The organism is Sphingobium yanoikuyae, assembly GCF_034424525.1.
GTDB lineage: Bacteria > Pseudomonadota > Alphaproteobacteria > Sphingomonadales > Sphingomonadaceae > Sphingobium > Sphingobium yanoikuyae.
The window spans coordinates 3680414-3698868 of record NZ_CP139979.1 but is presented as its reverse complement, the minus strand read 5'-3'; the positions used below and the strand labels follow the sequence as shown (position 1 = coordinate 3698868).

The window sequence follows — 18455 nt, the reverse complement described above, 5'->3', positions numbered from 1 at the left end:
GCAGGAGACACAAGATGATCGAACTTCGTCCTTTCGACAGCCTGGGCGGCGCCAATCATGGCTGGCTGGATGCCAAGCATCATTTCTCGTTCGCCGGCTATCATGATCCCGCCCGCGTCCATTGGGGCAATCTGCGCGTCTGGAATGACGACACGATCGCGCCGGGCACCGGCTTTCCGCCGCACCCGCACCGCGACATGGAAATCATCACCTATGTCCGCGAAGGCGCGATCACCCATCAGGACAATCTGGGCAACAAGGGCCGGACCGAGGCGGGCGATGTGCAGGTCATGTCGGCCGGCACCGGCATCACCCATTCGGAATATAATCGCGAGGATGTGACGACGCAGATCTTCCAGATCTGGATCATCCCGACCCGCGACGGCGAAGCACCCAGCTGGGGCTCGCGTCCCTTCCCCAAGGGCGAGCGCAGCGGCCAGTTCGTGACGCTGGCGTCGGGTTACGGGAATGACAATGACGCGCTGCCGATCCGTACCGATGCGCGGGTTGTCGCCGCGACGCTGAAGGCGGGCGAGAGCGCCGAATATCCGATCGGCAAGGATCGCAAGGCCTATCTGGTCCCGGCCACCGGCGCGATCCAGATCGACGATGTGCGGGCCAATGCCCGCGACGGCGTGGCGATCCAGGATCTGGATGTCATCCGCGTGACGGCGATCGAGGATAGCGAGATCGTGTTGGTCGACGCGGCCTGACGATAAAAGGGGAGGGGCGCGGGTAATGCGCCCCTTCTTTTCCAGAATATAGAACAGAGTGACCGATTTTATCTGGCTGATCCTGAAAGCGCCATCGCGCTAGAAGGAAGGCAAGAAAACGGTCCAGACGAACAGGGAGCCTTCTCATGCTGAACATCGCCACCCCGCGCCTCAGCTCCGCCGAATGGCAGGACGTGAAGGCCACCCTGAGCGCCGTTGCCGATTGCGGCTGTGGCGAACCGGCGGCGGCCGGCCCGGTCCGCTCGCGGATCGGCCATGCGCTCGACGCGATCCTGGGACCGAAAAAGGCCCAGCCGGTGACGCTGGCCCCGCATCTGCACGATGTCCGCGAATTTCTCTGCGAATCCGGCCGCACCCGCGCGATCGCCGAACGCCATGTCCCCGCACTCGCCGCGCAGGGCTATAGCCGCGCCCAGATCGAGGCGCTGGCGCTGCTCGGCGCCTGACCCCATTTTCCGAAAAGAGGATAAGTCCCATGTCCATCCGCACTTCAGAGGTCGACGGCGTCGATCTGGTCATCCTGCCCCCGGTCCGCGATCTGGGCGATGGCTTCTCGGTCCGCCGCGCGCTGCCGTCCGCGCATCGCCGCATGGTCGGCCCCTTCATCTTCTTCGACCAGATGGGCGAGGCGACCTTCAACAGCGGCGAGGGGCTGGACGTGCGCCCGCATCCGCATATTGGCCTCGCCACCGTCACCTATCTGCTGGAGGGTGAAATCCTGCACCGCGACAGCGTCGGATCGGTCCAGTCGATCCGCCCCGGCGAGGTCAACTGGATGACCGCGGGCAGCGGCATCGTCCATAGCGAGCGCACCAGCGAGGAAAATCGCGCCAAGGGCGGCAAGCTGTTCGGCCTGCAGACCTGGGTTGCGCTGCCGACGCAGGCGGAGGAAGTCGATCCGGGCTTCGCCCATCACAAGGCCGACGAAATCCCGACGATCGAGGATGCGGGCACGCGCCTGACCCTGATCGCCGGCAGCTCCGATGGTCTGGTGTCCCCGGTGAAGACCTTCTCCGACATGGTCTACGCCGATATCGCGCTGCAGGACGGCGCCCGTTATCAGCTCAAGGCCGAGCATGTCGAACGCGCCATCTATGTGGTGCAGGGCGAAGTCGAGGTGATCGGCCAGACCGGCGGCTTCGCGAGCGGCGAACTGGTGGTGTTCAAGCCCGGCGCGGAGATCATCCTGCGCGCCAGGGGCGCGACCCGGCTGATGCTGATGGGCGGCGAACCGCTGCCCGAGAAGCGCCATATCTTCTGGAACTTCGTTTCTTCCTCGCCCGAGCGGATCGAGCAGGCCAAGGCCGATTGGCAGGCCCAGCGCTTCGCCCCGGTGCCGGAAGAGCATGAATTCATCCCCCTCCCGGCATAAGGAGCAGCATCATGGCCCAGGGTAGCGCCCATATCGGCAAGGACCGGTATCGCACGGAGATCGTCGTCGGCGGTCATGCCATCACCGCCGACGAGCCGGAGGCGCTGGGCGGCGCCAATCTTGGCCCGGCGCCCTATGACCTGCTGCTGGCGGCGCTGGGGGCCTGCACCGCAATCACGCTGCGCATGTATCGGAGAAGAAGGGGTGGGCGCTTGAATCGCTCGACGTCGCGCTGCGCCTGTCGGGCAAGGAGGAGAAGCGGATCGACCGGACCCTGACGATCGTCGGGCTGGACGCGGAACAGCGGGCACGGCTGGCCGACGTCGCCGAGCGGACCCCGGTCACATTGACCTTGAAACAGGGCCTGCCGATCGCGACGACGCTGGCCTGATCGCGTTGGTGGTCAGGTCTGGAGCCTGGCCACGATCGCCCTGGCGGCGCGGGTGACATCGTCCCAGGTGATGTCGAAGCCGGCATCATTGCCATAATAGGGGTCGGTGACCCCGCTGCCCTCGCGCCCCGGCACCAGGTCCATCAGCAGCGACAGGCTGGCGGTCCCGTCGGCGGGGCGGATGCGGCGCAGATTGGCGAGATTGTCGCTGTCGAGCGCGAAGATATGGGTGAAGCGGTGGAAATCCGCCGGCTTCGCCTGCCGCCCGCGATAGCCACTGATGTCGATGCCATGGCGCCGCGCTACCGCCTGCGCGCGCGGATCGGGCGCGTCGCCGACATGCCAGTCGCCAGTGCCGGCCGAATCCACCACTATGTCCAGTCCGGCCTGTTCGGCCTCCGCCCGCAGCGCGGCTTCGGCGAGCGGGGAGCGACAGATATTGCCGAGGCAGACGAACAGGACCGACGCCTGCGTCATTCGGCGGCGGCCGTGCTGAGGCCAAGAGCGGGGATGCCGATCGAGCGGCGGCCGCCGAAATCGGTGCGCGCGACGATCACGCCCAGCTTCTCCATATATTCGATCAGCCGGCGCACACGGCCGGGCGAGCTGGTGCCATAGGCGCGGGCCAGCACCGTATCCTCGGGGCAGGGCTCGCCCTCCATCGCCGCGCGGGCGATCAGCAGGAAGGGCGCCAGCATATCCTCGGGCACCGGATCGGCGGCGCGGATCGGCTCTTCCCAGCGCGGGTCGGCCGAATCGCTCATGCCGGCGAGCGCCATGGCGAAGCGCTTGCGGAAGGCGGGCAGGTCGAGCGGCGGCTTGCGCAGCCCCTTCATCCGGCAGCGGACGCCGAAATCCTGGAACAGGGCGGCGACGCTGGGGACGGCTTCGCCCAGGTCCGCGACGATTTCGTCCAGCACGGCGATCACGATCGGCTCATTCTCGCCGAAATCCAGTTCCGGCGCGGCGGGCTTGGCCGACGGCACATCGGCAAGCTGGCGCATGATCTCCTCGGCCGGGCGTGCCGGCGGTTCGGCGCGGGGTGGGGGCGGCGGCATCGATTCTTCCTCGACCCGCGCGAACAGCAATTCCTGAAAATCCTCGCCGGTGGTGATCGGCGGCGGCATCAGCTTGTGCGTGCCGCCGCGCGTGCCGGTCTTTACCGCACCGATCTTCACCGCCACCGGGCGGCGGGCGATCGCGGGCCCAAGCCCCAGGAAACGGCCACGCTCCAGATCGCGGATCTGCTCCGCCTGGCGGCGCTCCATGCCCAGCAGGTCGGCGGCACGGGCCATGTCGATGTCCAGGAAGGTGCGGCCCATCAGGAAGTTGGAGGCTTCGGCCGCGACATTCTTGGCCAGCTTGGCCAGGCGCTGGGTGGCGATGACGCCGGCCAGGCCGCGCTTGCGGCCACGACACATCAGGTTGGTCATGGCGGCGAGCGACAGGCGCCGGGCCTCGTCCGATACATCGCCGGCGGCGACCGGGGCGAACATCTGCGCCTCGTCCACCACCACCAAGGCGGGATACCAATGGTCGCGCGGCGCATCGAACAGGGTCGACAGGAAGGTCGCGGCGCAGCGCATCTGCGCTTCCAGTTCCAACGACTCGAGGCTCAGCACCACCGACGCGCGATGTTCGCGGATGCGGGCCGCCATCTTGACGATCTCGCGCTCATTATAATCGCCGGCATCGATCACGACATGGCCATATTCGTCGGCCAGGGTGACGAAATCGCCTTCCGGGTCGATCACCACCTGCTGCACCATCGGCGCGCTTTCCTCCAGCAGGCGGCGCAGAAGATGCGACTTGCCCGACCCGGAATTGCCCTGGACGAGCAGACGGGTGGCAAGCAGTTCCTCGACATCGACCAGCACGGGATTGCCCGTGCCGTCATTTCCTATGCTGATGCTGGCGGTCACGAACGTCCTTTGGCCCAGCCTGTGGCCTGCGCGCAACCCGTATTGGGCAGTTTGCCAGCGTTGGCCGCGTAATATCTTGACCATCGCATTGTTGCGATGCAGCATCGATCCATCATGGAGAGCATAAACCCCGCCCAATCCGCGCCTGCGATCACGCAGAATCCCGACATCCGTTATCTGGGACGCCTGCTGGGCGATGTCATTCGGGCCTATGGCGGGGAGAAACTCTACAAGCAGACCGAATATATCCGCTCCGCCTCGGTCGACCGCGCGCGCGGGCTGCAGGGGGCGGACCTGACAGACACGGGCCTCGATGCCCTCAATCTCGACGACACGCTCAACTTCACCCGCGGCTTCATGCTGTTCTCGATGCTCGCCAATCTGGCCGAGGATCGGCAGGGCGTGGCGGCGGAACCGGGCGCCGATGTCGCGTCGGCGGTGGCCAAGCTCGAATCGCATGGCATCGGCAAGGATGCTGTCCTGGAATTGCTGTCGCACAGCCTGATCGTGCCGGTGCTGACCGCCCACCCGACCGAGGTGCGGCGCAAAAGCATGATCGACCACAAGAATCGCATCGCCGACCTGATGCAGCTGAAGGATGCCGGGCGGACCGAGACGGATGATGGCGAGAATCTGGACGAGGCGATCTTCCGCCAGATCGCGCTGCTGTGGCAGACGCGCCCGCTGCGCCGCGAAAAGCTGTTCGTGCAGGACGAGATCGACAATGTCCTGACCTATTTCCGCGATATCTTCCTGCCCACGCTGCCGGCGCTCTATGGCCGGTGGGAGCGGGTGCTGGGCGCACGGCCGCACAGCTTCCTGCGGGTCGGCAACTGGATCGGCGGCGACCGTGACGGCAACCCGTTCGTCCAGGCGCCGCAGCTGCGATCGGCGCTGGGCCGGGGCTGCGAGGCGGCGCTGGCCTATTATATGGAATCGATCCATGCGCTGGGTGCGGAACTGTCGGTCTCGACCGAACTCGCCCATGTGCCCGAAGCGGTGCTGGCGCTGGCGGAGGCGAGCGGCGACGCATCGCCCAGCCGGCAGGACGAGCCCTATCGCCGCGCCATTTCGGGCATTTATGCGCGACTGGCGACCACCTATGTCCATCTGGTCGGCAAGGCCCCGCCGCGCCCGTCGGCGCTGAAGGGCGAGCCCTACGCCGCGCCGGGCGATTTCCGCCGCGACCTCGTCACCGTGGCGCAGGGGCTGGCGAGCGAGGGCGATGGCGCGCTGTCGACCGGCGGCGCGCTCGGCCGGCTGATCCGCGCGGTCGAAACCTTCGGCTTCCATCTCGCCACGCTCGACATGCGGCAGAATAGCGACGTGCATCAGCGCGTGGTCGCCGAACTGCTGAAGGTCGCCGGGGTCGAGGCGGATTATGCCGGGCTGGACGAATTTGCCCGCATCGCCCTGTTGCGCAGGGAACTGGCGACGAACCGGCCGCTCGGCACGCGCTTTTCGGAATATTCCGAGGAAACGGCGTCGGAGCTGGCGATCGTCCATGCCGCAGCCGAGGCGCACCGCACCTATGGGCCGCAGTGCATCACCCATTATATCATTTCCAAGGCCGAAAGCGTGTCCGACATGCTGGAGGTCAATATCCTGCTGAAGGAAGCGGGACTGTGGCGCGCGCCGGAAAATGGCGACCCGGCCAAGGCGGCGATCATGTCGATCCCGCTGTTCGAGACGATCGGCGACCTTGAGGCCGCGCCCAAGATCATGACCGCCTATTTCGGCCTGCCCGAAATTGCCGGGGTGGTGCAGGCGCGCGGCCATCAGGAAGTGATGATCGGCTATTCCGACAGCAACAAGGATGGCGGCTATATCACCTCGACCTGGAGCCTCTACAAGGCGAGCCAGGCGCTGGAGCCGGTCTTTGCCGAGGCCGGGGCGGCGATGCAGCTGTTCCATGGTCGCGGTGGCGCGGTCGGGCGCGGCGGCGGTTCGGCGTTCAAGGCGATCCAGGCGCAGCCGCGCGGCAGCGTGCAGGGGCGCATCCGCATCACCGAGCAGGGCGAGGTGATCGCGGCCAAGTTCGGCGCGCGCGACGTGGCGATGACCAATCTGGAAGCGATGACCAGCGCGACCCTGCTGGCCAGCCTGGAACCCGAAGGCGTGTCGGCGAAGGATGCCGCCCGCTTTGCCGCGGCGATGGACGAGCTGTCGAAGAACGCCTTCACCGCCTATCGCGATCTGGTCTACGGCACCGATGGGTTCAAGGAATTCTTCCGCCAGCTCACCCCGATCCAGGAAATCTCCGGCCTCAAGATCGGGTCGCGTCCGGCGAGCCGGACCAAGAGCACCGCGATCGAGGATCTGCGCGCCATTCCCTGGGTGTTCAGCTGGGCACAGGCCCGCGTCATGCTGCCGGGCTGGTATGGTTTCGGCCATGCGATCGCCGCGTTCGAGGACAAGGCGCTGCTGGCGGACATGGCGCAGCACTGGTCCTTCCTGCAGTCGGCGCTGGCCAATCTGGAGATGGTGCTGGCGAAGTCCGACCTCGGCATTGCGGCGCGATATCTGCCGCTGGTCGAGGACCAGGCCAAGGCGGAAACGCTGTTCGGGCGTATCCGCGAAGGCTGGTCGCTGACCCATGACGGGCTGCTGGCGGCCACCGGCCAGTCGCGCCTGCTGGAACGGAGCCCGACGACCGAGACGTCGATCCGGCTGCGGCTTCCCTATATCGAGCCGCTCAATCTGCTGCAGGTCGAACTGCTCAAGCGCTATCGCGCCGGCGAGGATGATGCCCGGATCAAGGAAGGCATCGAACTGTCGATCAACGCGATCGCGACCGCGCTGCGCAACAGCGGTTGAACTGGAATGCTACGGAGCGGGTTGGGGATGGCCGACCCGCTCTGTAGGATTTGCCGCGCTTAACTTCGCACATTTCCCGCACATTTTGATCGTATCGATCAATTGTGGGAAATCATGTTGCGAGCAGCCAGCCGGTCCATTCCCCTTATAGCATCGCTTCGCTGGATAGGACAGGCGCGGTCAGGGATGGAGGGCGATGCGCCAGGTCTCGCCCTCGATCGGGTCGCCGAAGACCGTGTGGACGTCGCTCGATACGCAGACGAAGCCGTGCCGGGCATAGATGCGGCGCGCGGGTTCCAATATCTTGTGCGTCCACAGCGTGACGGCGCGATAATGTTTGTCGCGGGCGAATTGCAGGCAGGTGGCGACCAGCGCGTCGCCGATTCCGCGCCGCCGCGCAAAGGGCTCGACATGGAGCAGGCGCAGCCGGGCGAGGCCGTCGCCCTCGTCGGTCAGGAATATCGCGCCGGCCATGACGCCGTCGATCTCCGCGATCCAGCATTGTTCGCGATCCGGCTTGAAGTCGCGCAGAAAGGCGGCGACGGTTTCGGCCTCCAGCGTTTCGAGCGGCCGGCCCCAGCCATGGCTGGCGGCGTAGAGGATCGACTGGCGGGTGACGACCTGGCTGACCTCGCCGGTGCGGAAGGGGCGGATGATGAAGGGGCCGCCGCTGGCGGGATCGAGCAACAGCCGGGCGCGGGTGAGCGCCTGGAGCAGATCCTGCTGCTCGACGTTGTCGAGCCGGTCCAGATCCTGGGCGACGACGGCGCGCTGGCGGCTGTCGAGCTGGTCGAAGGCGGCGCGGCCGGCGGCAGTGAGGCGGATCGGGCGGGCGCGGGCGTCGGCGGCTTCCTGATCACGGACGATCCACTCCTTCTTCTCGAAGCGGGCGATCATGCGGCTGAGATAGCCGCGATCCAGGTCCAGTTCGGCCTGGAGCGTGCTGGCGAGGACCGGTTCCAGCCGGGCGATTTCGAACAGCAGCCGCGCCTCGGGCAGGTTGGCGTCGCTGTCGAGGAAGCGCGCGTCGATCGCCCCCACATGGCGGGTGAAGAAGCGGTTGAAGGTGCGGATGGTTGCAATGGCCTGTTCCATGCCGACGCTTCAGCATGGATTGTTGACGCAGTCAACTATATTGGAACAGGTGAATGCGGGACGGCCGCAGTCCATGGCCGTCCCGCACCCCAGATCCCTTTATGGAAAGGGATGAAGGCTGGGCGGGCGGGCCGATCAATGACCGGCCCACCCGTTCATGCGATCAATATTTGACGACGACGCCGGCCATCGGGCGGATCGAATGGAAATTGCCGGTCGTGTCGGCCTGGACGCGCAGGCGGACATTGCTGCGCTCGGCCGAGCTGCCAAGGTCGGCGGGCGACAGTTCCAGGCCCGCACCATAGGTCATGCCATGATAGTCGCGGCTATCCTTGCCCAGCGCGTCGAAATTGGTCCACTGATAGCCGACCTTGCCGAAGAACATGCTGTCCTTGCCGGCCTTCACGCCGACGCGGCCGGCCGCGCCATATTCCCAGTCGATGTCGCCGCTGACGCCCTTGGACACGGTGCCTTCGACGCCCAGCACGAGCGGGCCGGCGACATTATAGTTCACGCCCGCGACGCCTTCGACCATGCGGCCCTTGTAGCCGACGGGCGGAATGCCCTCCTTGCTGGTCTCGCTGTCATAATTATGCACGCCCGCCATCACGCCGACATAGGGTTCGATGCGGCGGGTGGAGCTGCTGTCTTCCTGCGCCATGGCGGCGGCAGGCAACAGGGTGGCGGCAGCAACTGCCGTGAAAAGCAGTGTCTTCATGGGGGTGACCCTTTATCTGTTTCTGAAATTGGGCCGGGGTGTGGACCCGCCGGCATGTCCCGTGCGCTGCAAGCGTCTGCGAGGACATGGGGCATCAATGGTCGGGGCCGGCGGAAGGTTTCCTGAACGAAATGCGAAATATTGCCCGGGCCATGATTATGTGTTGGAAACGACACGGTTTCTGTCAGGGGGATGAACGAAAGTCGCTTTTTCTGAACCACAGATAAATGCCCGATCTTGAACCGCTTTTCATTCACCACCAATTCAACCGCGCGGCGTTAACCGGGGTCATGAAGCATATGAGGAGACAGGCAATGACGCGGACCGGATCACGATTCCTGGCTGCGCTTGGTCTCGCGAGCGCGATGGCCCTGGGGGGCTGCGCCTATGATGACGGCTATGGCTATGGCGGCGTGAGCGTCGGCACCGGCTATTATGGCGGTGGCGGCTATTATGGCGACGGCTATTACGGGCCTTATGGCTATGCGCCGGGCGGCTATGGCGGCTGGTACAATGACTATTATTATCCGGGGCGCGGCTATTATGTCTATGACCGCGCCGGTGCGCGGCATCGCTGGAATGACAGCCAGCGCCGCTACTGGGAAGCGCGTCGCAAGGACCGGCCGGGCAATGGTCGGCCCGGTGACGGCAGGCCCGGTTATGGGCGACCCGGTGACGGACGTCCGGGGGATGGTCGGCCGGGCTGGGACCGTCCGGGTGACGGGCGTCCCGATGGCAATCGACCGGGCGACGGACGCCCTGGCGGTCGCCCCGGCTGGAATGGCGGCGATGGCCGACCCAATGACGGCAATTGGAGCCGTCCGCGCCCGCCGCGCGGCAATGACACGCCCGGCCGCGGGCGTCCCGGTGCCAGCGGCGGCGACCAGCGCTATGTGCCGCAGCCCGGCCAGCGCCCGCCCCAGGCGAGCCGCCCGCCGCGCGACATGGGCGGCAGCGCCCGTCCGGCACCGCGCATGCGGTCGGACGCCGGGACAAGAGGCAGTGGTCGCGATCCGGTTCGGACCCGGCCCCAATAATGCGGGAGACGTTCATGAGGGGCATGGCTGGCGCCGCGTTGTTGCTGGGTCTGGTGAGTCTGGCCGCCTGTGACGGGCGGGAGGAAAGCGCGATCGACAATCTGGCCAATGGCGCCAATGCCAGCCAGGTCGAGAATAATGTCCGGGCCGAGGCGCAGGCGCTGATGGAGCCGCTGGCGCCGCCGGCGCCTGGCACGCCCGGCGGGCTGCCGGTCGAACCGGCACCGGCCGAGGAAGGCGCGATCGACCCCGACAGCGCGCAGGGCGCGGCCCAGGTGGTGCAGGGCTATTATGGCTTGCTGGAGGAAAAGCGCTTCAGCGACGCGCAGGATCTGTGGAACGACAAGAGCGCGATCGGCGCGCAGGATGATGCGCATTTCGCCGCGCGCTTCCGTGGCTTCAGTGAGATCCATGCCAATATCGGCAGCCCGGCCGAGATCGAGGGCGCGGCCGGATCAAGCTTCGTGACGGTGCCGGTGCAGGTCTATGGCCGGCTGAAGGCGAACGGCAAGCCCTGGTATCGGCTGCGCCAAGTGGTGTTGCGCCGGGTCGATGCGGTGCCGGGCGCGAGCGAGGCGGATCGGCGCTGGCATATCGAATCGATCGGCGCCTATGTCGCGCCGCCGGCGGACGAGGCGGACAATGCGACCCAGACCGCGCAGCTGATTTCCGTGACCGACGGCATGGCCCGGAAACACTGACCCGGAAACGCAGACACCGGCGCGGCGGGGCCGCACCGGTGTCGGGGCTTGGCCCGCTGCCAGTCCCGTCGCGGGGCTGGCAGCGGCCGGAAGGACAATGTCGCTTAGGCGACGGTCGCCTTGACGATCTTGCCCGGAGTCTTGGGCGGCTCACCCTTGGGCAGCGCGTCGACATGTTCCATGCCCGAAGTGACTTCGCCCCAGACGGTGTACTGCCCGTCGAGGAAGGTGGCGTCGTCGAAGCAGATGAAGAACTGGCTGTTGGCGCTGTTCGGGTTCATCGCGCGGGCCATCGAGCACACGCCGCGGACATGCGGTTCGCGGCTGAATTCGGCCTTGATGTCGGGCAGCTTGGAACCGCCCATGCCGGTGCCGGTCGGATCGCCGCCCTGCGCCATGAAGCCGGGGATGACGCGGTGGAAGACCACGCCGTCATAGAAGCCGTCCTTGGCAAGGGTGGTGATGCGTTCGACATGGCCGGGCGCCAGATCGGGGCGCAGCTTGATCACGACGTCGCCGCCGCTGTCGAGGGAAAGGGTAAGGGTTTCGTCGGCCATGAAAGATCCTCTCATTGGGGAAGGCGTTGATCGCCTCATATAGAGGCTTGGGATGGGGATGGAAGCGGCTGTTTGGTAAAGCCTGTCCCATCTGTTGCCAAAGCGCGTCCAACCCCATTGCAATTATATTGTGCATCGGCGAAAGCATCGAAATGTTACAGGAACCGGACAGTTGCGCGCGCCATGACCGAACGTGGCGATTTGGCCGAGCCGCGGCCGCACGAGGAACTTGCTGACGAGAGTCTGATCTCGGCCGGTATGGAGCAGGCCGAGTCGAGCCTGGACGAGGATGACCGGCTGAAGCCCGAATTCCTGTCCGCCGTGCTGGATGCGGTGGATGAAGGCGATATCGACCATGCGCGCGAGTTGGTTTCGCCGCTGCACCCCGCCGACATCGCCGACCTTCTGGAACTGACGCCCGCCGAGCAGCGTGGCGAAGTGGCCGCCGCGCTGGGCGACCTGGTTGGCGCGGAGGTTCTGTCCGAACTCAATGATTATGTGCGCGACGACCTGATCGGCGCGCTGGCGCCCGAACAGGTCGCCGAATTCGCCTCCGAACTCGATACCGACGACGCCGTCGCGATCATCGAGGACATGGAGGAGGCCGACCAGCAGGCGGTGCTGGAGGCGATGGAGCCGGAGGATCGCGCCGCGATCGAGTCCGCGCTTTCCTATCCCGAAGAATCCGCTGGCCGCATGATGCAGCGCGACTTGGTCGCGGTGCCCGAACATATGACGGTCGGCCAGGTGATCGACTATCTGCGCGACAATGGCGACCTGACCCGTGATTTCTGGGAAATCTTCGTCGTCGATGAAGGGCATAAGCCGATCGGCACCTGTCAGCTCAGCTGGGTGCTGACCTGTCCGCGCGGCATCGCCATGGCCGACCTGATGAAGCGCGAGCAGACGCTGATTCCGGTCGACATGGACCAGGAAGAAGTGGCGCTGCGCTTCCAGAAATATGCGCTGATTTCCGCCGCGGTGGTCGATGGCAGCGGCCGGCTGGTCGGCATGATCACGGTCGACGACATCGTCCACATCATTTCCGAGGAAGCGGGCGAGGATATTCTCCGCCTGTCGGGTGCGGGCGAAGGCGACATCAACGAGCCGGTGATGGACAGCTATCGCGCGCGCGTGCGCTGGCTGCTGACCAATTTGCTGACGGCGCTGGTGGCGTCGACCATCATCGGCATTTTCGAACATACGATCGAGAAGATGGTGGCGCTGGCCACGCTGATGCCGATCGTCGCGGGCGTGGGCGGCAATGCCGGCAGCCAGACCATGGCGGTGACGGTGCGCGCGCTGGCCACCAACCAGATTACCGGGTCGAACGCCCGTCGCACCATCTTGCGCGAAATTCGCGTGGCATTGCTCAACGGCTGCACCGTGGCGCTGGTGCTGGGGCTGGGCGTGGGGCTGGTGTTCCACAATGTCGCGCTGGGCGGCGTGATTGCCGCGGCGATGATGACCAATATCGTGACCGCCGGGCTGGCGGGCGCGGCGGTGCCGCTGGCGTTCGACCGGATGAACCTCGACCCGGCGGTGGCATCGTCCATCTTCGTTACGATGATCACGGACTCGATGGGCTTCTTCGCTTTTCTGGGGCTGGCGACGGCGGCGGGATTGACCGGCTGAACCGCCGCCCCATCTAGACGCCAATGCCGCTGCACCTGACCAAGATCGCCTTCCAGAGCGAAAGCCCCGCGACCCTCAAGGCCTGGCTGGAAAGCCATGCGGACGAGGCGCGCCTGACCACCCGTTACCTGCCCAAACGACTGGAGGAGATGGAGGGCGGATCGCTCTACTGGATTCACGGCCATGCGCTGGTCGGCCGCAGCCCGATCCTGGGATTTCAGGAGACCGGGCAGGGGCGCTACTGGATCCGGCTGGCGCCGCGGCTGATCCCGGTACGGACGGCGCCCAAGCGGGCGCATCAGGGCTGGCGCTATCTGGAGAACAAGGATGCGCCGCCCGATCTGGGCGGGGGCGAGGCGGACGATCTGGAAGCGATGCCGCCCGCCATGCTGAACGAACTGGCGCGGCTGGGGCTGGTCTGACGCCAGCCCCAGGCGAGGCTCAGATCATCGGCTTGCCATCGGCCTTCACCACGGCGCCGCCCTTCATCACGAATCCGACCTTTTCGAGCTGGCGGACATCGGCCAGCGGGTCGCCGTCGACCGCGATCAGGTCGGCATAGCGGCCGGCCTGCAACGTACCGACATCGGCGCTGCCCAGCAGGTCGGCGGCATTGGCGGTGGCGGCCTTGATCGCTTCCATCGCCGGCATGCCCGCCCGCACCATCAGCGCGAATTCCTGGGCATTTTCGCCATGGTCGGACAGGCCGAACGTGTCGGTACCGAAAGCGATCTTGACCCCGGCGGCATAGGCATCGCGCAGATTCTTCTGCAGCAGCGGGCCGATCACCAGCGCCTTTTCGGCGGTCGAGGGATTGAGCTGTTCGGGATGTTCCCTGGCGCGCTGATAGACGCGCTCGCCCACCAGCATGGTCGGCACCAGATAGGCGCCATATTGCTTGAAGATCTTGTAGCTGCCGGCGTCGGCATAGGAACCATGTTCGATCGAATCGACGCCCAGCGCAATCGTGTGGTCGATCGCTTCCTTGCCATGGGCATGGGCCGCGACCTTCATGCCCAGGCTATGGGCGGTGTCGATCACCGCCTTGATCTCCTCGTCGGTCATCAGCTGATGCTTGGGATCATCGCCGATCGACATGACCCCGCCCGACGGCATGATCTTGATGAGGTCGGCGCCCTCGCGCTTGAGCCGGCGCACGGCGATGCGAGCGGCTTCCGGGCTGTCGATCACATTGTCGCTGATGTGGGGAATGTCGGCAAATTCGACGCGCAGGCCGTTGACCGCGTCGCCATGGCCGCCGGTGGGACCGAGCGGCGTGCCGGCCACCCACAGGCGCGGGCCGGGGATGACGGCGCCGTCGATCGATTTCTTGAGCGCGACGATCACCTGGGTATCGGCGCCGCAGTCGCGGACCGAGGTGAAGCCGGCGAGCAGCGTGTTGCGCACGAAGCCGGTCGCCTCGATCGCGTCCTCATAGGCGCTGCGCGTCACCGCATTGCGGATCGGGTCGCCGCTGTGCCAGCCGGCGGTGATATGGTCATGGGTGTCGATCAGGCCGGGCAGCACGGTCTTGGCCGACAGGTCGATCACCTCCGCGCCGGCGGGCGTGACGAAGCCCGACTGGATCGCGGTGATGCGATCGTCATGGATCAGGATCGACACTTTCTCGCGCGCGGCGGCGCCGGTGCCGTCGATCATCCGTCCGGCATGGACCACGACATCCTTGGCCATTACGGCCGGCGCCGACACTGCGACCAGCGCCGCCATGCTGCATGCGGCCAGCGCCGCTGCCTTCCCCCAGATCATGTAAACCCCTGTTAAATTTGATGGCGGCAGCGTCGCGCGCAGCGGGCCGGCCGTCAACGGATTTATATCAGGCGCGGATGGCAAGCCGTTCGCCGACCATCCGCAGGTCGCCGACGAAGCGGGCCTGTTCCTGCGCCTGACGATCGGGGTCGGGCAGGCGCAGCAGATAGCTGGGATGGACGGTGATCCAGGCTTCGACGCCGTCGTCGAGCGGGATCGGGCGGCCGCGCATCTGGCTGATCGTCACCGGCTTGCCCAGCAGGGCACGGGCGGCGGTGGCGCCCAGGGCGACGATGATGCGCGGGCGGATCAGGTCCAGTTCCTGTTCCAGCCACCAGCGGCAGGCCCTGATCTCCGGCACGTCGGGCGTCTGGTGCAGGCGGCGCTTGCCGCGCTGTTCATATTTGAAATGCTTGACGGCGTTGGTGACATAGGCGCGTGCCCGATCCACGCCGGCCTCGGCCAGGGCGGCATCGAACAATTGCCCCGCGGGACCGACAAAGGGGCGGCCAGCCAGATCCTCCTGATCGCCGGGCTGTTCGCCGATGAAGAGCAAAGATGCGTCGAGCGGACCGTCGCCAAACACGGTCTGCGTGGCCGGCCCGTGCAGCGGGCAGCGGGTGCAGGCCATCGCCTCGTCGCGCAGCGCCTGCCAGGCGGCGCGGCTGTTGCCGGTGCGGGCTGCGGGGCGGGGAGCGGTGGCGATCATTGCCGCCTCGCGCGCCTGGGCGCCGGCGACCAGATCGGGGATGAGGGCAGCTTCGGGCAGGTTGCGCCAATATTTGCGCGGCATTTCCGACAGCATCGCCCCGGTCTTCAGCCGGGCCGGGTTGAAGATGGCGGCATAATAGCCCTTCCACACATCTTCGACGGGATCTTCGGCCGGGGCGTCGCCGCGCTGCGCGCCGGGGCCTTCGGTCAATATGTGGCCATCCCAATGGATGCTGACTTCCGGCGTCAGGATCGACCAGCGCATCGAGGCGAAGCGGCGGGTGAAGAAGCCGGCATTGGCGCGGACAATATGATGGTCCGGCTCGAACCAGGCGATGAAGCGCGGGCCGTCGCCTTCATCCAGTTCACGGAAGCGGACGAAGGCGCGCATCTTGTGGATATCGCGCCGCACCGCCTTGGCCAGATCCTCGACCCGGCGCAGCAGCGGATCGGCGCGATCCTCCATACGGCCGGGCACCGCGCGCACCGCCAGCAACAGGCTGTAGAGCAGGGCGAAGCGGGCGGGGTCGCGATGGAGGATCGCGCTTTGCGCCAGTTCGACAAAGGCGCGCGGCACGGAGAAGACGGCATCCGCCGGAGCCGGGGGCAGGGGCGTCGCGTCGCTGCCGAACAGGTCGGGCGTGGCGCTGCCCGCAACGTCCCAGAGGATGGCGTCGGCGGGAATGGCGGCCAGGGCCATCGCGCGGGCCGCATCGCGCCAGCCCTCAAAATCATCCGGCCCCGCCAGCGTCACCCGATGCATGGCCGTCCGGTCAGTCCTCCGCCTCGGCACGGGCCAGTTCGGCGGGCTTGCGCTTGGCGAACAGCTTCGCCAGCTTTTCCTCCTCGGCGGCGCTCAGTTCCTTCGCGGCGTCGGGGAACATCTCTTCCTCTTCCTCCTCGATATGGTGGAGGTAGCGCTTCTTCAGCTGGTCGAAGGTGCGGCGCCAGGCATCGCCGTTGAATTTGAGGCCGTCCAGTTCCTCCAGAAAATCGTCGATTTCCTTGTGCTCGGACACGCTGTGCTGCGCATCCTCGCGCAGGTCGGGTTGGGCCAGCATGGTGGCGTAGAGCGTCTCTTCCTCGGCGGCGGCATGGGCCGTCACTTCGACCTTGAACTGGTCGAACAGCTTTTCCAGCCGGTCGTCATCCTTTTCCCGCGTCGCCGCCGCCATCTTGTCGAACAGCTGGCGATGGGCGTCATGATCCTGTTTCAGGCGATCGAAAATGCTGGCCTTGGCCATGGGCAATCCTCCTTCATGCGGTGAAGGGGGAAACGATGGCCCAGTAAAAAGGGTCCGGCGCTTAGCCGAACAGCGCGTGGAAGATGATCGCGACCGGCACCCAGAGCAGCGCGCCCAGCAGGCTGGTGCCCCAGAGCTGGAGCAGGTCGCGGCGGAAGCGCAGGCGTAGGCCGGCATGGGACAGGCCGCTATGATCCAGCATCTGCCAGCGATGTTCGAGCGCGCGGGCGGCGATGGCGAAACCGCCGATCGCGATGATGACGCCAAGGTGCAGGACCAGCGAGCCGCCCATCTTGGCGACGATGAAGATCTGAAGCAGGCAGAAGACGACAAGGGCGGCCGCAAGATGCGTGCTGATGCGCTTGGCAAAGCCTGCGCCCTGCCGCTCAATGGCCTGATTGTCGAAAAGTGTCGCCAAAGTCCCGATCCCCTTGCTGATCGTGTTACAAGAGTTTCATGAACCGTGCTTGCGATCAACCGCAAAATTGCCTCGGCTCCCCTTAAAAAAGTTCGAGCTGGGCGGCGGGACGCCGCAACTGCGCGGACAGATCGACTCGGTCGGCCAGTTGCACCGGGCGCCAGTCGGCGGCGATCAGGAAGGGGCGCAGCTTGACGATGGATGTGGTCAGGCGCGCGACATCCTCTAGCCGCAGCCGGCGATGGCGGCGACTGGCCAGGATGCGGTCGACTGCCTTCACCCCCAGCCCCGGCACCCGCAGCAGCATTTCGCGCGGCGCATGATTGACGTCGACCGGGAAGCTGGCGCGATGCTGCAAGGCCCAGGCGAGCTTTGGGTCGATGTCGAGCGGCAGGCAGCCACTGTCCCGGTCGGTGGCGGCGGCGACCTCGGCCGCGGAATAGCCATAGAAGCGCATCATCCAGTCCGACTGGTAGAGCCGATGCTCGCGCATCAGCGGCGGGCGCTTGAGCGGCAGCACGCTGCTGGGCGAGGGTATGGGGGAGAAGGCGCTGTAATAGACGCGACGCAGCCTGTGCCGGTCATAAAGGCTGCTCGCGCGCTGGATGATGGCGCGATCGTCGGCGGCATCGGCGCCGACGATCATCTGGGTCGACTGGCCCGCCGGGGCAAAGCGCGGGGCATGCCGATATTTGCGGCGGGCGTCGCCCATATCGTCCATCTGGCTGCGCATCTGCGCCATCGCTCCCTCGATCCGGCGGCCGTCCTTTTCCGGCGCCAGCCGCTTGAGGCCGGGTTCGGTCGGCAGCTCGACATTGATCGACAGCCGATCGGCATGGAGGCCGGCCTGACGCAGCAGTTCCGGATCGGCGTCGGGAATGGTCTTCAGATGGATATAGCCGCGAAAATCATGATCCTCGCGCAGGCTGCGGGCGACCTCGACCATCTGCTCCATCGTATAGTCGGACGAGCGGATGATGCCGGAGGAGAGGAACAGCCCCTCAATATAGTTGCGGCGGTAGAAGCTGAGCGTGAGGTCGACCACTTCGCGCGCGGTGAAGCGAGCGCGGCGAACATCGCTCGACCGGCGATTGATGCAATAATGGCAGTCGAAGATGCAGCTGTTGGTCAGCAGGATTTTCAGCAGCGAGATGCAGCGGCCGTCGGGCGCATAGGCATGGCAAATGCCCATGCCCTCGGTCGATCCTATCCCCTTGCCGTCGCGCGAATCCCGCTTGGTCGTGCCCGACGAGGCGCAGGATGCGTCATATTTGGCGGCATCGGCGAGGATTTCGAGCTTTTTACGGGTGGACAGGGCGGACATATGTTCATGTTA

At 66.1% G+C, this 18455-nt stretch carries 18 protein-coding genes and 1 pseudogene; 9 read left to right on the top strand and 10 right to left on the bottom strand.

Going from position 1 to position 18455, the window contains the following annotated elements; translation table 11 throughout:
• Window positions 1-14 precede the first annotated feature (14 nt).
• The 4 genes and pseudogenes from U0025_RS16985 (at window position 15) to U0025_RS16970 (ending at window position 2497) form a co-directional block, all read left to right on the top strand.
• The gene (locus U0025_RS16985; protein WP_004208647.1) at window positions 15-713 is read left to right on the top strand and encodes a pirin family protein; all 699 of its coding nucleotides are present in this window, start codon (window positions 15-17) and stop codon (window positions 711-713) included.
• 146 nt (window positions 714-859) lie between these two features.
• Window positions 860-1180, top strand: coding sequence for a hypothetical protein (locus tag U0025_RS16980; RefSeq protein WP_004208646.1), 321 nt, complete (start codon window positions 860-862; stop codon window positions 1178-1180).
• Between the two features lie 29 nt (window positions 1181-1209).
• Window positions 1210-2106, top strand: coding sequence for a pirin family protein (locus U0025_RS16975; protein ID WP_004208645.1), 897 nt, complete (start codon window positions 1210-1212; stop codon window positions 2104-2106).
• A gap of 11 nt (window positions 2107-2117) precedes the next feature.
• Window positions 2118-2497, top strand: a pseudogene (locus tag U0025_RS16970) (OsmC family protein).
• A gap of 12 nt (window positions 2498-2509) precedes the next feature.
• Here U0025_RS16970 and U0025_RS16965 read toward each other — a convergent pair.
• Window positions 2510-2974 (bottom strand): low molecular weight protein-tyrosine-phosphatase, encoded by a 465-nt coding sequence (locus U0025_RS16965; protein WP_004208643.1) that lies wholly within the window; start codon window positions 2972-2974, stop codon window positions 2510-2512.
• A complete protein-coding gene (locus tag U0025_RS16960) occupies window positions 2971-4419 on the bottom strand; it encodes a helicase HerA domain-containing protein (protein ID WP_004208642.1) in 1449 nt (482 codons plus the stop codon). Before U0025_RS16960 ends, U0025_RS16965 begins: the two co-directional genes overlap by 4 nt.
• Window positions 4420-4533: 114 nt before the next feature.
• On the opposite strand from U0025_RS16960, the gene ppc reads away from it, so the two are divergent.
• Window positions 4534-7236 carry a phosphoenolpyruvate carboxylase gene (gene ppc / locus U0025_RS16955; RefSeq protein WP_004208641.1) on the top strand — a complete coding sequence of 901 codons (2703 nt, stop codon included), beginning with the start codon at window positions 4534-4536 and terminating at the stop codon, window positions 7234-7236.
• 180 nt (window positions 7237-7416) lie between these two features.
• Here ppc and U0025_RS16950 read toward each other — a convergent pair whose 3' ends face one another.
• Together U0025_RS16950 and U0025_RS16945 are read right to left on the bottom strand one after the other, a co-directional pair.
• Window positions 7417-8331, bottom strand: a complete 915-nt coding sequence (locus U0025_RS16950) for a bifunctional helix-turn-helix transcriptional regulator/GNAT family N-acetyltransferase (protein WP_004208640.1) — start codon at window positions 8329-8331, stop codon at window positions 7417-7419.
• 163 nt (window positions 8332-8494) lie between these two features.
• Window positions 8495-9049 (bottom strand): outer membrane protein, encoded by a 555-nt coding sequence (locus U0025_RS16945; RefSeq protein WP_004208639.1) that lies wholly within the window; start codon window positions 9047-9049, stop codon window positions 8495-8497.
• 314 nt (window positions 9050-9363) lie between these two features.
• Here U0025_RS16945 and U0025_RS16940 point away from each other — a divergent pair, with 314 nt between their 5' ends.
• Window positions 9364-10086, top strand: coding sequence for a hypothetical protein (locus tag U0025_RS16940; RefSeq protein ID WP_004208638.1), 723 nt, complete (start codon window positions 9364-9366; stop codon window positions 10084-10086).
• 14 nt (window positions 10087-10100) lie between these two features.
• Window positions 10101-10787 carry a hypothetical protein gene (locus tag U0025_RS16935; RefSeq protein WP_004208637.1) on the top strand — a complete coding sequence of 229 codons (687 nt, stop codon included), beginning with the start codon at window positions 10101-10103 and terminating at the stop codon, window positions 10785-10787.
• A gap of 104 nt (window positions 10788-10891) precedes the next feature.
• On the opposite strand, the gene U0025_RS16930 is transcribed toward U0025_RS16935, so the two are convergent.
• Entirely contained in the window at window positions 10892-11344 is a 453-nt protein-coding gene (locus U0025_RS16930) for a peptidylprolyl isomerase (protein WP_004208636.1), read from the bottom strand.
• Window positions 11345-11527: 183 nt separating this feature from the next.
• Between U0025_RS16930 and mgtE the strand changes: the two genes are divergently transcribed.
• A complete protein-coding gene (gene mgtE / locus U0025_RS16925; protein WP_004208635.1) occupies window positions 11528-12979 on the top strand; it encodes a magnesium transporter in 1452 nt (483 codons plus the stop codon).
• 23 nt (window positions 12980-13002) lie between these two features.
• Complete coding sequence (locus U0025_RS16920; RefSeq protein ID WP_004208634.1) at window positions 13003-13401, top strand: DUF1489 family protein; 399 nt, start codon at window positions 13003-13005, stop codon at window positions 13399-13401.
• A gap of 19 nt (window positions 13402-13420) precedes the next feature.
• Here the strand turns inward: U0025_RS16920 and U0025_RS16915 are convergent, their stop codons facing one another.
• The 5 genes from U0025_RS16915 to U0025_RS16895 form a co-directional block, all read right to left on the bottom strand.
• Entirely contained in the window at window positions 13421-14746 is a 1326-nt protein-coding gene (locus tag U0025_RS16915) for a metal-dependent hydrolase family protein (RefSeq protein ID WP_004208633.1), read from the bottom strand.
• Window positions 14747-14813: 67 nt separating this feature from the next.
• The gene (locus tag U0025_RS16910) at window positions 14814-16220 is read right to left on the bottom strand and encodes a UdgX family uracil-DNA binding protein (protein WP_004208631.1); all 1407 of its coding nucleotides are present in this window, start codon (window positions 16218-16220) and stop codon (window positions 14814-14816) included.
• Window positions 16221-16230: 10 nt separating this feature from the next.
• The gene (locus tag U0025_RS16905) at window positions 16231-16701 is read right to left on the bottom strand and encodes a hemerythrin domain-containing protein (protein ID WP_004208629.1); all 471 of its coding nucleotides are present in this window, start codon (window positions 16699-16701) and stop codon (window positions 16231-16233) included.
• Window positions 16702-16762: 61 nt separating this feature from the next.
• Window positions 16763-17119: a hypothetical protein gene (locus U0025_RS16900; RefSeq protein ID WP_004208628.1), complete on the bottom strand. Its 357-nt coding sequence runs from the start codon at window positions 17117-17119 to the stop codon at window positions 16763-16765.
• Window positions 17120-17201: 82 nt separating this feature from the next.
• Window positions 17202-18443: a putative DNA modification/repair radical SAM protein gene (locus tag U0025_RS16895; protein WP_004208627.1), complete on the bottom strand. Its 1242-nt coding sequence runs from the start codon at window positions 18441-18443 to the stop codon at window positions 17202-17204.
• Between the last annotated feature and the right edge of the window lie 12 nt (window positions 18444-18455).